Here is a 15,873-nt window from a genome sequence, read left to right as displayed (position 1 = left end):
CCGATTTTATAAATTTGGAGAAATTCCAATTAATAGGAAATAATCCAAATAATGAAAACAAAATCTATCCTTCATCTGGATCTTGATACATTTTTTGTTTCAGTAGAGCGTCTGCTTAATTCTGAATTACAAAATAAACCACTTTTGGTAGGAGGCACAGGAGACAGGGGTGTTGTAGCAGCCTGTAGTTATGAGACCCGTAAGTTTGGTGTGCATTCGGGAATGGCGATGAAGGTGGCCCGGCATCTGTGCCCGGAAGCTACTGTTATTAAAGGAAATGCCAGCACCTATACCAAACATTCCAATACGGTTACCGAAATCATAAAAAGCAGAGTGCCAAATTTTGAAAAGGCCAGCGTAGATGAGTTTTATGCCGATCTAAGCGGAATGGATAAATTTTTCGGGATCCATAAGTTTGCCCACGAACTCAGGCAATGTATTATTAAAGAAAGTGGTCTGCCAATTTCTTTTGGCTTATCTCAAAATAAAGTGGTTTCCAAGATCGCCACCGGGGAAGCAAAACCCAATGCCGAAATTGTTATTCCCTTAGGAACTGAAAAACATTTTTTAGCACCTTTAAATGTCAATAAAATTCCGATGGTAGGAAATAAAACCTACCAAAAATTATTAAGCCTTGGGGTTCGCGAAATCAGGACCATCCAGGAAATGCCGGTAGAAATGCTCGAAAGTGTATTGGGAAAAGCCGGAAGGACGATTTGGAAACGTGCCAATGGTTTGGATAATACGCCCATTATCCCGTATCACGAACGAAAATCGATCTCTACCGAGCGTACCTTTGGCCGGGATACTATAGATATGGTAAGGCTTCACGCTACGCTGACAGCCATGGCAGAGAGCCTAGCTTACCAGTTGCGCCGCGGTAATAAACTCACCAGTGTGGTAAGTGTGAAGATCCGGTATTCCGATTATCAAACTTACTCAAAACAAGCCCGGATCTCTTATACCAGTGCAGATCATATCCTTATCCCAAAGGTGGAAGCGCTTTTTAAACAGCTCTACAGCCGGCGGTTATTGATTCGCTTAATCGGGGTGAAGTTTAGCGGGCTCGTGGGCGGAAATTACCAGATCAACCTCTTTGATGATTCCCAGGAAATGCTCAATTTATATAACTCCCTGGATAAAATAAGGGAACGTTTTGGGGAGCAAAGCGTTATGCGCGCTGTTACCCTGGGCACCAAAACCATTGGCCGCATGGGAAATCCATTTAATGGGGAACCGCCGGTAGTGCTCGCCCATAGAAAACAATAAATGTATTATTTAAACGCTCATACCTGGTATTCTTTGCGCTACGGAACATTTTCTGTAGAAAAGCTCTGTGCACTTGCTCAATCCCATAAAGTGAAACACCTGGCAGTTACCGATATCAATAATACTTCGGCCTGTTTAAATTTTTTAAACATCGCTTCTCAATATGGTATTAAACCCCTGGTAGGCATCGACTTTAGAAATGGGGCCCGGCAACAATATGTGGGAATTGCCAAAAACAATGAAGGTTTCCGGAAGTTGAATGAACACCTTTCACTGCATCTTCATCTAAAAAAAACATTTAAGCCCGAAGCTCCAGCTTTGCCGGATTGTTTTATAATTTATCCTTTTGATAAGGTAGTCGCAAATAAAAAAACGTTTTTTTTAGCAAATGAATTTATAGGAATTTCAGCTGAAAGCCTTCGGAAGCTTAAATTCTCCAGTTACCTGAACTATAAGGATAAACTGGTTTTATTACAAACAGTGACTTTTAGGAATAAACGCGATTACAATGCCCACCGGCTATTAAGGGCAATAGATAACAATACCCTGCTAAGCAAACTGCCAATAAGTGAACAGGGGAGTTTTTCCGATCAAATGATGCCGCCGGAAGTTATTGCTGAAGCTTTTGAAGATTATCCGCATATTTTGGAAAACACAAAAAAGTTGATAAGCAACTGCGAGGTGGATTTTCGCTTCGGAAAAACCCAAAACCGAAATTTACTGGTAGCAGGAGAAACCGCTGAAGCGGATATTCTTCGCCTAAAAAAATTATGTGAAGAAAAGCTTGAAAAACGCTACCCTCATGCAGAAAAAAAAGTTTTTGAGCGGATAGATAAGGAACTTAATGCTATTATAAAACTTGGGTTTGTCTCTTACTTTTTAATCAATTATGATATTGTAACCTATGCAAGGTTTAAAAAATTCCCTTTTATCGGACGAGGGAGCGGAGCAAATTCTATTATTGCTTACATCCTGGGAATTACCAATGTAGACCCCATTGAACTGGATTTATATTTTGAACGTTTTATCAACGAAAGTCGAAGTTCGCCTCCCGATTTTGATATTGATTTTTCCTGGAAAGACCGCAATGATGTGACCGCCCATATTTTTAGTACTTATAAAAACACAGCACTTATGGGGACTTATGTCACCTTTAAGCGACGTGCTGTAGCGCGGGAACTGGGGAAGGTTTTTGGATTGCCAAAAGAGAATATCGACAGGCTCTCTGCAGGGTTTTTCCATCTGGATCAGTTGGATAAAATGGAGAAGCTTGTTTTAAGATATAGCGCCCTAATTGAAGGATTCCCTAATTATTTAAGCGTGCATTCGGGCGGGATTTTGATTCTTAACGATAGTGTTTATAACTATGCTGCAACTTTTTTACCCCCAAAGGGATTTGAAACTATACAGATTGATATGAATATTGCAGAAGAAGTTGGGATCCATAAATTCGATATCCTTGCCCAGCGCGGTCTTTCAAAAATTACAGATGCCATAGAAATCATAAAGGAAAATCAGCCCGATGCCTATATAGAACCTATAGAAAATATCGCTGTTTTTAAGGAAGATCCTCAGATCAATGATTTATTGAAAACCGGGGATTGTATGGGGGTTTTTTATGTAGAATCCCCGGCGATGCGCGGCCTGCTTACCAAACTACAAACCGATAATTATTTGAACCTGGTAGCGGCAAGTTCAATTATCAGGCCCGGTATTTCCAGCGGAGGAATGAAAGAAGAGTACATAAAACGCCATCGAAACCCTGAACGAAGAAAACAAGGCCATCCTGTTATGTTGAAAATTATGGATGACACCTACGGGATTATGGTTTACCAGGAAGATGTGATGAAAGTAGCACATAAATTTGCCGGTCTTAGTTTTGAAGATGCCGATGTCTTGCGCCGGGGAATGAGCGGGAAGAAAACTTCAAAAGGGCAAATGGAACTGATTCAGGCTAAATTCAGGAGTAACTGCAGGGCCAAAGGTTATTCTGAAGAGATCATCAGTGAGGTTTGGGAGCAAATATCATCTTTTGCCGGGTATGCATTTCCAAAGGGACATTCAGCATCCTATGCCATTGAGAGTTATCAGAGCTTATATTTAAAAAAGTATTTTCCTCTAGAGTTTATGGTAGCTGCGCTTAATAATGGTGGCGGATTTTATAATGTAGAAACCTATATTCAGGAAATTAGAAAATGTGGGGGCAGCGTACACGCGCCTTGTATTAATAAAAGTGATCATCCCACTTCTATTTATGGGAAAGATATTTACCTGGGTTTAGGCTATATCAAAGAACTGGAAACTCAAACGGTAAAGCAAATCCTCGAAAACCGACAGTTCTTTAGAGAATTTACCTCTTTTGATGATTTTATAGATCGGGTGAATATTTCTATAGAACAACTAAGTATTTTACTGAAGATAAATGCCTTTAGGTTTACAGGATTGGATAAACACCATTTATTATGGAAAGCCCATTTTAAACTGAATGCCTCCAAGACATCCACCCGGCAGGAACGACTTTTTAATACGCCTCATAAAGATTTTGAATTACCGGAGTTTGAATTTTCAGACCTTATAGAAGCCTTCGATCAAATGGAGCTATTGGGGTTTCCGCTTTGTTCACATTTCAAATTGCTTAGACATGCTATAGAAGATGGGATAAAGGCCAAAGACTTAAGCAATTATGTGGGTCGCGAAATAATAATTTATGGAGACTTAATAACAGCTAAGAAAACTGGCACTTCCACTGGGAAGTATATGTATTTTGGAACTTTTTTTGATTCGGAAGCAAATGTTTTTGATACCGTGCAATTTTCAGCTGTTGCAGAGAAATATCCCCTTAGGAGCAAAGGAATTTATAAATGCTACGGAAAGGTAAACAATGAATTAGATTATATTTCTATCAAAATACACAAACTAGTGCGACAGGAAACACTTGGTGATCCAAGGTTATTGAATAGTTTGAGATAGTCTTAAAGCATTCTAGGTGAAATTTAAGAAAAGTCTCATTTTTTAGTGCCGGCCAATAAAAATTAATTCCTTCTGCAAATTCCCGATTATTTATCTACAGGGTACCGAACCCCTTTTGTTAGAAGTTTCTTGAAAAAATCGTAAATTAAAGCTTAAATCAAAAACCTCGAGGCGAGCCCGCATGAATGATTCGGGCAGGCCTCGTGGAATTAAACCCTCAATGAGGGATTAAAGCTTTAAAAAATCAACCAATCACTTCTTTTCCAGGAGGAATAAACCTTTTATAAAATGAAAAAAAGAATAATTACATTAATAGATTTTTCCTCATATTCTGAGAATCTGCTGGACTTTACAGATACCCTGGCCGATATTACAAAAGCCGATATTTTATTGATTCACCAGGTACCCGTAATGGTCCCTGCTCTTTCTGATGATAACAGCCGAAAAGAGATCATTGAGGTTGAAAAAAATGAAGCGCTTAAAAAACTAAAGGACCTGGCAAAGGAAAAAATTTCTTCACAAAAAAATATAAAATACCTGGTTACTCAAAAACCTCTCGTTATTCTCCTGCCTGAAATTGGAAGTAATGATTCAGACGATTTGGTACTTGCCGGCCTTAAAGGAACCGGAATCTTAAAAAAAATCTTTTTAGGAAGTACCATTTCAAAGATAATTGACGATTTAAACCTTGTTACCATCGCAGTTCCATTAAAGACAAAAGATTTCAAACCAGAAAAATTGATCATAGGAATAAATTACAGGTATCCTTTAAATAAATCGGGACTGGATTATCTTTTGAGAACGCTGGAAGGAAGTGTACAGGAACTGGAATTCATCTCGGTTGTAACCCCAGATGACAAAGAAAATGACACCCTAAAATACATTAAACAGCTTAGTGAAGATTATCGAGTGAAGGTCCCAAATACAAATTATAAAATCTTTTCCGGAAAAAATGCCTTTGACGAAATAAAGAAATTTATGCCCGGGGATAATAGAACTTTTCTTGTGTTACAAAAAGGGACCCGCAGCCTTAATGATCAGGTTTTTAGAAAATTTATAGTAAATGATCTCATTTATCACGGTGCAGTACCATTAATAATACTCCCATAATGTCGTGGTCTTCGCTACTTTTGGAAAATCCATTTTTTGAGCTAGCGCTCATTCTTTTTTTGGCGGCCGTTTTGGGAGCCCTGGGACAATTCCTGCGACAGCCACTTATTGTAATGTTTATTGCCCTTGGGATAATTGTTGGGCCCTCTTTTCTGGACATAGTACAATCTACAGAATATATTCACCTGCTTGCAGAAATAGGGATTGCCATTTTATTATTTATAGTAGGACTAAACCTTGATCTACGCATCATAAAATCTGTGGGAAGGATTGCATTGATGACCGGGCTCGGCCAGGTGTTTTTCACCTCCTTAATTGGATATTTTATCGCCATAGGCCTGGGATTTTCCAATTTGCATAGTTTCTATATTGCCGTTGCACTTACATTTTCCAGTACCATTATTATCATCAAATTACTTAGCGACAAAAAAGAGATCGATTCTTTACACGGCCAAATTGCCATTGGATTTCTAATTGTTCAGGACATTGTGGTAATCCTGGTAATGGTTGTTCTTTCTGCGCTTGGCCAGAGCTCGGATATTTCCCTGGCTTATAATATTGTTAGGACATTGCTGGCCGGTGGAATTCTCTTTGCTATTGCCCTTATAGCCATGAAATGGATAATTCCCAGACTGAGTTTCTTTCTGGCAAAATCTCAGGAAATGTTGATCCTGTTTGCCATTGCCTGGGCTGTTGCACTCGCATCAGCCGGGGAATTAATGGGTTTTAGCGGAGAAGTTGGTGCCTTTCTCGCGGGGGTTAGCCTGGCATCCTCACAATTTAAAGAAGTTATAAGTGGCCGGCTTATAAGTTTAAGGGATTTTATGCTCATATTCTTTTTCGTAAATCTTGGTGCAAATCTGGATCTATCTATCATCGGGAGCCAGGTTGCTCCTGCCCTGCTGTTTTCAGGCTTTGTATTAATAGGGAATCCCATTATTGTTTTGATCATAATGGGGATTATGGGATATAGAAAAAGAACGGCTTTTCTGGCAGGATTAACCGTTGCCCAAATAAGTGAATTCTCTCTTATTTTTGCCGGACTAGGACTTAGTATTGGTCATATCAATGATGAAATTCTGGCCTTGATTACCCTGGTAGGTTTAATTACCATAGGACTCTCCACCTACCTTATTCTCTACTCGCACCAAATCTATAATCTTATTGCTCCTATCCTGGGTGTTTTTGAAAAAAAACATCCGAACAATGAAATTGAAATGCATTCTTTGACCACAAATCAATATGATCTTATAATTTTTGGACTGGGAAGATTTGGAGGAAGACTCGCTAAATTACTGCAGGACTATACCAATGTGAAATTCCTGGGTGTAGATTTTGACCCCACAGTTGTAAAGAATTTTCAGAAAGAAAACCCCAACATTGTATATGGAGACATTGAGGATCCTGAGCTCCTGGAACGCATACCATTTCAAAATGCCAAAAATGTGATAAGTACCGTTTCCGATATGAATCATTCCATGCACCTTATTAAAACACTTGAAAGGACGGGGTATGAAGGTAAAGTATACCTTACCGCAATTCACGAAAAAGATTATAATGCTTTAAGTAAAATGGGACCATACCAGGTATTACTACCCCATCAAATGGCCGCAGAAAATTTCTATAATTCCTTTTTATCTGAAATTGAGGGAACAGGTTTGGAAGTGAAAAATTGACCAAAAATCGAGAAAAGTGGAAGTCAGCCTTTTATCGGTTTTGTAAATAATCCAAAAAAACAGCGTTTTCTGTATTGATATCAGGATTTTTTATCGGGCGCTTTTTTACTGAATAAAAACCCAAAAGGATATAAGGCCGGTACATTCAAAGAAATTATGGTTATAATGGCCATAACCGGGATAGCCAGAATCATTCCTATGATCCCCCAGGTTGCCCCTCCCAATATTACCGCCAAAATAACGAAAAAGGGGTGCAGGTCTACCTTGTCGCCAATTACAAATGGCTGAAGCACATAGTTCTCAAGCATCTGGGCTACACTAAATGTGATTATAACACCTATTAAAGCCGAAGTTTCCCCTGTAGTTAGATAGCCTAAGATCAATGCAAGGGAAAAACCAATAATGTTACCCACCACAGGAATTAGAGTTAGAAAAGCCGCAATAAAACTTACGAGTATAAAATTATCAATACCTGTTATGCCAAGCCCTATGGAATAAACTATCCCAAGAAAAAGCATTAAAAGCAAAGTCCCTACCAAATATTCCTGAACCACAGTTCCGGATTTACCCACGACTTTTTGGATCTCTTTTTTCTTTTCATCAGGGAAAAGCAGCACTATAAATCTCTTAAATTTGTTTCTATAATTAAGCAGAAAAAAGGTATAGATAAACACCAGTAAATAAGTCCCGAAAAAACCGAAGGTCTGACTAAAAAAACCTAGCGCCTTCTCACTCTTCTGGGATACTGCCGCTATCAAAGAGAACTCCCCGTCCTCTCCCGAAATATCCATATCTTCTTTGGATAAAGGGGTTTGTTCCATTACAAAGGATCTTAGTTGCTCCACTTTGGGTTTCATAGTTTCCTTTATTTCCGGCCAATCGTCTATAAAACTCTTTACCTGAAATGAAATAAGCCAAATTAAACCAAGAGAGAATAAAAATATTAAAAAGGTGGACAGCAAAGATGTAATGCCTCTTCCCATTCCTGCTTTTTCCATTTTCCGTGAAAGGGGAAGAACAACCAGTGCCAGGATAACCCCAGTTAATAACGGTGCCAAAAAACCCTTTGCTTCTACAAGACCTGTAAACAGAAAATATCCTCCTACAAACACTAAAGTGGAATAAAGCAGAATCCTTTTACCTTGTGACATTTTTAAAAATTTGAATTAAGTAAATTATCAATTTAACCAATGTGATTTATTTGTTTGAACTCCATTTCTTAATGATTTTAAATCAAATTTCTATCTCACCACAGCATTCTGTTGCATATTCTTTGCTAAAATTAGTGCCGGGGTTTTAGGTATGATTTCGGTTAAAAGCAGGATTAAAAATGAATCATTTTTTAGTTGTTTTTCACGAAATGCCTTGTAAATGTAAACTATAAAATCTTTATTAATATTCCTGATCTTTAAATGACAGTCCTTTAATGCGCTAAATTAAAAATAAACACCCTCAGAACAAAGCCATATTTAATCAATTACCTCGCACTGCAAGCTCAAAAGGCATGTTAAAAGCAGAAAGACCCCTAGGTCAAATCCCAGATCCGGAAAAAGATATTACCTGAAATTAAAAATTTGAAGGTTTTTAGATTGTTAAATCGATCCTAAAAAATAAAAAGGATTTAGAGAAAAAAACAATCACAAAAATAAGACACAAATACCTCATTATAAGTTTTCTGCAGGAAGATTTGACTTCCCTATAATCATCAATAATTGTTAATTTATTGGGTTTTTACAGCTTGTTTACCCCATTGGAAAAATTCATAAAAAACTTTGGACTTAAACTTGTATTCTTGCATTGCTATCAATTAAAACCAAGCTATGAAAGCATTGAAAAAATATTCTGAAATAAGAGAATTGAGTTCCCAATTTTCCGCAAATCGTGATATACTTTTTTTTAAAAGCCTCTTTGCGCTGTTTCATGTTTTATTAATTGGAGGGGTGGTTGGTGTCCTTATCTTCTATCTTTATTAAAATTTTGATAGCGCAGGGCCAGGCTTCATTCCTTTAGGATTTCAAAGAAATCACCTGTTAACCGATGGCCTTAAGAATATTTTTCACCGTTTTTTGTGTGCCTTCGTCAAGATCTTTTATATAGTATAAAAAATTCTCTACGTCCATTTGGCGGTGCTGTGTATCTTCTGAAATGAAATTTGCATCCTTAGCCTCGAAAAATGGTTTATCTACCTCTTTTTCAAAGATCATAATAATATTTTTGTGCCTTGTATCTTCCCTGATTATTTTAAAAAGATCCTTGATCTTAATTTCCGCACCTTCTATAACCTCAAAAAAATTACCGTCGGAATAAATAAGCAAGCCGTTTACTCCGTGTTTATTATTTCTGATTTGAGTTTCTTCCAGGATTTTCACAACTTCACTCTGCGGGAGATCTTTGGTTGCAGTACTAACATAGCATATCGCAAAACGCATATTTTCTAATCTATCTAATTATGTTACAATATAATGATTTATTATATTAATTCTGGATTGTAAGTAAACAGTAAACCTTTTTAGCACCATAGGAAACACACCTTTATTAATTTCTTGCAGCCAGGAAAATTTTAGGGCCAAACCCACGATGTGTGTCCCACAATATCAGGAGAAAAACACTTTAAAAATTCGAGGCCAGCCTCAATAGGGATCAAAGCACCAGCAGACCGTGATCTTTTAAAACTTTAATCGGTTTGGAGAACCAGAAAAGTTCGAAATCTTCAAAACGGGTTTCAAAATCTTTTTTTAAGTGGGAAAAAGTTAGTTGTTTTTCCTTATCAGGCATTAACTGCTCCAGAAAATTCAACAGCCACTCCCCTTCCTCTTTTTCCATAGTGATATTAAAGCTTTCAGTTATATCGTGGAAAGAGAGAGTTAGCTGCTGCCTTGTTATGCCTCTTTTTGTTTTAACCTGTTCAGTTATCAAAGGCATACCGCCTAACCAGATGATCTTTGCTGAAGGTTTTATATCGAAATTAAATTCAGGTGCTAAATAGGCCTGTATCAAATCTGATTTTATCTGTGTCTTCGGAATTTTAAAATCAAACCAATCCTGCAGCGGCATATCAAATCCAATTCCGTGCATAAAATTAAAGAGCGATTTTTTTAATCCGAAGCTAAATTTAGAGTGATCAATTCCTGTTTTATCCTTGAAATCTACATCGTTATTTGCAAATGTGATGTCATTGTAATGTGGCGTAATTCCATATTCTGAAGGATTTAAACCTATAGGACTATGTGCAGTAAGCGCAAACTGATGCCAGAACCCGGATTGCAAAATGCCCATTTCAAAAAGTTGACGCACCATTTCCAGACTATCCACAGTTTCCTGAACCGTTTGCGTGGGGTACCCATACATCAAATATGAATGCACCATAATATTGGCTTCGGTCAAATTTCGGGTTACCTGTGCAACCTGCTCTACCGTAACCCCTTTTTCGATCAATTTCAGCAGTCGGTCTGATGCCACCTCAAGTCCACCGGAGATAGCGATACAACCTGAAGCTTTCAGCAACAGACAAAGATCGCGGGTAAAGTTCTTTTCGAACCGAATGTTGGCCCACCAGGTAACCGTGATTTTTCGCTTAATAATTTCAAAAGCCATCGCTTTCATGAGAGCGGGAGGCGCTGCTTCATCTACAAAATGAAATCCGGTCTCTCCCGTTTGCGCGATCAATTGCTCCATGCGGTTCACCAGTAATTTCGCGGCTACGGGCTGGTAAATTTTTATATAATCCAGGGAGATATCACAGAAGGTACATTTTCCCCAATAACAGCCATGCGCCATCGTGAGTTTATTCCAACGGCCATCACTCCAAAGGCTGTGCATAGGATTGGCGATTTCTATAACCGAAATATAATCCTTGAGGAACAAATCTGAATAATCAGGAGTGCCTACCTCAGCCTGTTTATAGTCTGCTCTGGCTGAAGTGTTGTTATAGGTGACTTCCCCCTTTTCCATCAAAAAAGTCCTTTTGAACAGCCTGTAATCTAGATTTTCCGGAGTTGGATCCAGCACATTTGAGCGTACTAATTCTATGGGTAACTCCCCGTCATCGAGCGTGATGAAATCAAAGAATTCAAAAACCCGAACATCTGAAACCGAGCGGAGTTCCGTATTAGGAAATCCACCGCCCATAGCAATTTTTATTTCGGGATAATTGGCTTTTATATATTGGGCACATCTAAAAGCGCTGTATAAATTCCCAGGAAAAGGCACCGAAACACACACCAATTTTGGTTGTTCCAACTTTAATCTACCATCCAGGATTTTTAAAGTAATGTCATCTATAAAAGTAGTGGGCATTTGTAATTGAGCATAGATTTCATCAAAGGAATTGGCGCTTTGCCCCAGTCGCTCCGCATAGCGGCTAAAGCCAAAATTATCGTCTATACATTCAATAATAAAATCGGACAGATCTTCCAGATATAGCGTTGCAATATGCTTCGCCTTATCCTGCATTCCCATGGAACCAAATGCCCAGTCCATATCATCCAGTTGGTCAAACCGGGAGGAACGTGGTAAAAAATTATCTGTACAAATTTGTCTTGCAAAAGTGGGATTTTTGCCCTGAAAGAATCGGATAACTTCATCCAGAGGTTGCAAATAATGTTCTTTTAGCGCATATATACGTTCACAATTTTCAGAAACAATTGCATCCGTTTCAAAAGCGATATCAAACAATCTCCTGAAGGTTTTTTTAGAAAACAGTTCCAGAATAACTTCAATACCCAAATCCATTTGAAAAGCGTCTACATGTTTTGTCTTCAAAAAGCCTTTTAGATAAGCCGTTGCAGGGTACGGAGTATTTAATTGAGTAAAAGGCGGGGTAAGGAGTAACATATCTTTCAAAATTGAAGCTTAAAATCAAAAACCTCCCTCACAGAGGGATTAAATGCTTGCAAAGGTAGTTTATTGTTCGCTGTTAAATATTTCCCGCACGGCTTGTTTGTATGCAATCGCGTTATTGGCCTTTTTGATCTTCTTAAACGTTTTTTGCGGATTGGAAAATGACTGGGAAAAATAATCCCAAAAGCCCTGCATTTTCATTTTAATAGGAGTTGGTCCGGATAGGGCTGCATCGTACTGTTCGTAGATGGTATCATGAAACTCCCGGAATAGTTCCCATCTGTTTTTGGGATATTCGGTGGTATTATTTTTTATCATGCCGGGCAAAAAAGGATCGGCAATAAGGCCTCTTCCAATCATCCATTGATCAATACCAGGAAAACGCTCCTGCATACTTTGAAATCCGGTTACTGTAGTAATATCCCCATTGTAATACAGCGTATGTTTGGTATTATCTATACAGCGTTGAAAAGCATCCAGATCTACTCCCCCCTTATAAAGCTGTTTTCCAATCCGGGCGTGAATGGCTATATTTTTAAGCGGATATTTGTCCAGAATTGGGAATGTATCAAGAATCTCTTCACTATTTTCATAGCCCATTCGCATTTTCATAGACACCACAATATCGGTTTCTGAATGAACCCTGTCCAAAATATGATCAATTTTTGCGGGATTACAAATAAGTCCGGATCCCATCCCTCGCTTTGTAACCATAGGATATGGGCAACCCAAATTCCAGTTAAGCTCTTTATAACCAAACTGCTGAACATATTTTGCGACAAACAAAAATTCTTCGGCATCGTTTGTAATAACCTGCGGGATCAACTCCGGGGTGGCATTATTTTCAGGCAGTAGATCACGTTGGTAGGAAGCTTTAACAACGAGCTTCCCATCCAAACGGATGTAAGGCGCATAAAACGTGTCTATTCCTCCAAAGTAATGATGAAAGGCATTTCTAAATCTGAAATCTGTAAATCCCTGGAGTGGGGAGGAGAGCAGTGTAAATTTCATGGTGTTTTAATTCCGGCAAAGATAGCAGAAAAGCCTAATCCATCGGGTATTGGATTTGGGCTGAATTAATTTTTTTATCAGGTTATATAAGGAGTTAAAAATCTTGGTTATTGTTTGAAAATTCACTTTTTAAAAGTATCCCTTATTTTTAAATGGTAGAGTTGGTACCAAAAGCGAGGATAGATTAAAAATTCGTATCAAAATTACCGAAGGACTGTATTTTAATGATTAATAATTATACAGATAAAAAAGGCTTACTTTTAACACTATATTTGAATTGATTTTTTTAAATAAAAATAATTTTTTTTGAATTAATGCCCAAACCTTTAACTATACTACGTTACACTTTATTCTTCTTATTCGCCTTTTGCTATATTATGACTCTTGTTTGCCTGAGTTTTTCTGAGTCTTTTTCTAACCTATATTCCTATTTCTTTATTTCCGGTTCTGGGTTTTTACTGTTGTTGCTTCTATCCTTCGGAATTCAATACATCCCAATTAAAAATAAGAAAAAGTAGTCTTAGGAAAATCTTCCCCGGGAGATCCGGTTTTTTTCCGAATAATGACCAAAGCTATTGATTTAAATACCCGTGAATAAGCATTTACAAAAACTTCTTTATAAATTCAAAATATTTGAAAGGGGCATATTTAAATGGTATATCAATCCAGGTAGGCGAGTTTAAAACCGCTCTTTTATGGCTGAATGCGAGAAAACTATCTTTTCCATGATAAGTGCCAAAACCAGAATTTCCAACTCCACCAAAAGGCAGATGATGGTTGGCTACATGCATTAGGGTGTCGTTAATACAAACTCCTCCGGAGCTGGTTCCTTTTATAACTTCCTCAGCCTCTTTATTTTTTCCGAAATAATATAGAGCAAGTGGTTTTTCCCTGGAATTTATAAAAGAGATCGCCTCCGATAAATTTGTGAAGGTGATCACCGGCAATATTGGGCCAAATATTTCCTGTTGCATCAGGGAATCCGTCCCGGGTGAGATCTCGTCCACAATCGTTGGATGAAAAAACAATTCTTCCCGGTTAAAAGTTCCGCTGTAACGGATGTTTCCTTTGCTTTTATCCAATAATTCCACTAATCCATCAAAAGCTTTTTCATGTACGATCCGGGCATAAAATTCGCTTTTCTGAATATCTTTTCCGTACATCTCTTCAAGATAAACAGGTATTTTTTTAATTAATTCTTCCTTCACTGAATGATGAACGAGCAGGTAATCCGGAGCTATACAGGTTTGACCGGCATTGACGGTTTTCCCCCAGGCAATACGTTTGGCTGCCAAATCTATATCTGCACTCTCATCTACAATTCCCGGACTCTTACCTCCCAGTTCAAGTATTACAGGAGTGAGATTTTCTGCCGCGGCTTTCATCACAATTTTCCCAACTTTTGTACTTCCTGTAAAAAATATTTTATCGAAGCGCAGTTTTAGAAGATGCTCCCCAACCCTTTGATCGCCCTGAATTAAGGCTATATAATTTTCATCGAAGGTTGCTCCTATCATTTCATCCATGACGGCTGCTATATGTCCAGTGGATTCTGAAGGTTTTAAAATAGCACAGCAACCTGAAGCTATTGCACCAACAAGGGGATTCATAACCAGTTGAAAAGGATAATTCCAGGGGGCTATTATAAGTACAACTCCAAATGGCTCATAATAAATTCTGCCAGTCGATGGAAAGAGATGCACCGGATTAGACACTTTTTGTGGTTTAACCCAGTTTTTTAAATTCTTTATGTGAAAATCAATTTCCTGGTTAAGAATGCTGATTTCAGTGAGATAAGCTTCTTCCCCGGATTTATGAAGATCTTTCCAAAGTGCTTCTAAAATCCGATCTTCGTATTGAACAACCGCCGACTTTAATTTTTTGAGCATCTCAATCCTGAAATCCAAACTTTCAGTTTGGTGGGATGCCTGAAATGCTTTCTGAGCTTTATAAATATTTTCTATTTTGGTACTCGAAATTTCTATCATTTACTTTTTTTTAGAATTAGCGCCCAGCTTACTTTCTGCCTTCAAAATGATCCATCGTTTTGTACATCCCAAGAACCTTCCCTACAAACCAATCAAAGAACCAAACCGGAAATAGTCCCTGGCTTAACCTAACAATTCTCATACTCCAGGGCATTGTTAAAAATATTCGATTTCGTTCTATAGCTCGTATGACTTGTCGGGCAACTTTTTCCGGCTTTAAAACCGGGACTAAAGAGCGCACTCCTGAAAACATTCCGGTATCGATATAATAAGGATTGACAGTGGTAATATTTATATTCTTTTCCAATTGTTTTATCTCCAGCCTAAGACTATCGCTCCATCCAATAAGCGCCCATTTGCTTGCTGCATAAACCGACATTTTTGGATTGGAGATCAATCCTGCTGAGGAAGCTATATTACATATATGTCCCGAATTACGCCTCATCATTTGCGGCAAAAACTCCCGGGTTACATACATAGGGGCAATCGTATTAATATTAATGGTTCGCTCTATATCCAAAATTGAATGTTCGTGAAAATATTTCCCAACCACGATGCCCGCATTATTGATCAAAACATCCACCTCATTCTGTTCTTTTTCAACAAGTGAAGCCGCTTTTGCTGCCTCTTCAGGATTTGAAACATCCACCTGGTAACCGGATATTTTTCCCAATTTTGAAAATTCAGAGATTGTTGTTTTAAGATTTGCAGCATTGATATCAAAAATTATTAAGTTGCTTCCTTTCTCAAGAACCAGCTTTCCCATAAGTTTACCTATGCCCGAACCTCCTCCGGTAATTAAAACCGTTTTACCTTTAAGATCTTTCATGCGTTTCCAATTAAACAGAATGACTCTAAAAGTAGGAAAGTTAAAAGGCCTGGGCAACACCAGACCTTTAATTATATGTGCGGAATATTTAATCCCTTATTGAGGGCTGAATATCCCTAGGTTTTAATTTCTAAATTTTTTAAAGCAATTTTTGTCCTTTCTCCCTGAATATCATTTTCAG

Annotated in this window: 10 protein-coding genes; 4 read left to right on the top strand and 6 right to left on the bottom strand. The window is 38.0% G+C overall.

All coding sequences use genetic code 11. From position 1 onward, the window contains the following. The first annotated feature begins 51 nt into the window (after positions 1 to 51). The 4 genes from dinB (at position 52) to ACKGJN_RS09945 (ending at position 7,025) form a co-directional block, all read left to right on the top strand. Positions 52 to 1,269, top strand: a complete 1,218-nt coding sequence (gene dinB / locus ACKGJN_RS09960; protein WP_409539344.1) for a DNA polymerase IV — start codon at positions 52 to 54, stop codon at positions 1,267 to 1,269. Further along, a complete protein-coding gene (locus tag ACKGJN_RS09955) occupies positions 1,270 to 4,239 on the top strand; it encodes a DNA polymerase III subunit alpha (protein ID WP_409539343.1) in 2,970 nt (989 codons plus the stop codon). It abuts the gene before it with no gap. A 288-nt stretch (positions 4,240 to 4,527) separates the two neighbouring features. Beyond that, a complete protein-coding gene (locus ACKGJN_RS09950; protein WP_409539342.1) occupies positions 4,528 to 5,349 on the top strand; it encodes a universal stress protein in 822 nt (273 codons plus the stop codon). Further along, the gene (locus ACKGJN_RS09945; RefSeq protein WP_409539341.1) at positions 5,349 to 7,025 is read left to right on the top strand and encodes a cation:proton antiporter; all 1,677 of its coding nucleotides are present in this window, start codon (positions 5,349 to 5,351) and stop codon (positions 7,023 to 7,025) included. Before ACKGJN_RS09950 ends, ACKGJN_RS09945 begins: the two co-directional genes overlap by 1 nt. A gap of 80 nt (positions 7,026 to 7,105) precedes the next feature. On the opposite strand, the gene ACKGJN_RS09940 is transcribed toward ACKGJN_RS09945, so the two are convergent. From ACKGJN_RS09940 to ACKGJN_RS09915, 6 genes are all read right to left on the bottom strand, one after another. After that, entirely contained in the window at positions 7,106 to 8,176 is a 1,071-nt protein-coding gene (locus ACKGJN_RS09940) for an AI-2E family transporter (protein WP_409539340.1), read from the bottom strand. A gap of 879 nt (positions 8,177 to 9,055) precedes the next feature. After that, positions 9,056 to 9,454, bottom strand: a complete 399-nt coding sequence (locus tag ACKGJN_RS09935; protein ID WP_409539339.1) for a BLUF domain-containing protein — start codon at positions 9,452 to 9,454, stop codon at positions 9,056 to 9,058. Between the two features lie 211 nt (positions 9,455 to 9,665). Then, positions 9,666 to 11,867 carry a B12-binding domain-containing radical SAM protein gene (locus ACKGJN_RS09930; RefSeq protein WP_409539338.1) on the bottom strand — a complete coding sequence of 734 codons (2,202 nt, stop codon included), beginning with the start codon at positions 11,865 to 11,867 and terminating at the stop codon, positions 9,666 to 9,668. Between the two features lie 60 nt (positions 11,868 to 11,927). Beyond that, positions 11,928 to 12,875, bottom strand: coding sequence for a tRNA dihydrouridine synthase (locus ACKGJN_RS09925; RefSeq protein WP_409539337.1), 948 nt, complete (start codon positions 12,873 to 12,875; stop codon positions 11,928 to 11,930). Between the two features lie 602 nt (positions 12,876 to 13,477). Beyond that, on the bottom strand, positions 13,478 to 14,863 hold the full coding sequence (locus ACKGJN_RS09920) for an aldehyde dehydrogenase (protein ID WP_409539336.1): 1,386 nt from the start codon (positions 14,861 to 14,863) through the stop codon (positions 13,478 to 13,480). A 28-nt stretch (positions 14,864 to 14,891) separates the two neighbouring features. Further along, complete coding sequence (locus ACKGJN_RS09915; RefSeq protein ID WP_409539335.1) at positions 14,892 to 15,692, bottom strand: SDR family oxidoreductase; 801 nt, start codon at positions 15,690 to 15,692, stop codon at positions 14,892 to 14,894. Positions 15,693 to 15,873: the final 181 nt, after the last annotated feature.

It is taken from the genome of Gillisia xinjiangensis (genome assembly GCF_046298265.1).
GTDB classification, from domain to species: Bacteria; Bacteroidota; Bacteroidia; order Flavobacteriales; family Flavobacteriaceae; genus Gillisia; species Gillisia xinjiangensis.
Note: the sequence above shows the minus strand (reverse complement) of the source record. Positions and strands in the feature narration are given on the sequence as shown.

Excerpts from the sequence above, each read along its gene's own strand:
- dinB (WP_409539344.1), top strand. The coding sequence starts at position 52 with ATGAAAACAAAATCTATCCTTCATCTGGATCTTGATACATTTTTTGTT.
- ACKGJN_RS09955 (WP_409539343.1), top strand. The coding sequence starts at position 1,270 with ATGTATTATTTAAACGCTCATACCTGGTATTCTTTGCGCTACGGAACA.
- ACKGJN_RS09950 (WP_409539342.1), top strand. The coding sequence starts at position 4,528 with ATGAAAAAAAGAATAATTACATTAATAGATTTTTCCTCATATTCTGAG.
- ACKGJN_RS09945 (WP_409539341.1), top strand. The coding sequence starts at position 5,349 with ATGTCGTGGTCTTCGCTACTTTTGGAAAATCCATTTTTTGAGCTAGCG.
- ACKGJN_RS09940 (WP_409539340.1), bottom strand. The coding sequence starts at position 8,176 with ATGTCACAAGGTAAAAGGATTCTGCTTTATTCCACTTTAGTGTTTGTA.
- ACKGJN_RS09935 (WP_409539339.1), bottom strand. The coding sequence starts at position 9,454 with ATGCGTTTTGCGATATGCTATGTTAGTACTGCAACCAAAGATCTCCCG.
- ACKGJN_RS09925 (WP_409539337.1), bottom strand. The coding sequence starts at position 12,875 with ATGAAATTTACACTGCTCTCCTCCCCACTCCAGGGATTTACAGATTTC.
- ACKGJN_RS09920 (WP_409539336.1), bottom strand. The coding sequence starts at position 14,863 with ATGATAGAAATTTCGAGTACCAAAATAGAAAATATTTATAAAGCTCAG.
- ACKGJN_RS09915 (WP_409539335.1), bottom strand. The coding sequence starts at position 15,692 with ATGAAAGATCTTAAAGGTAAAACGGTTTTAATTACCGGAGGAGGTTCG.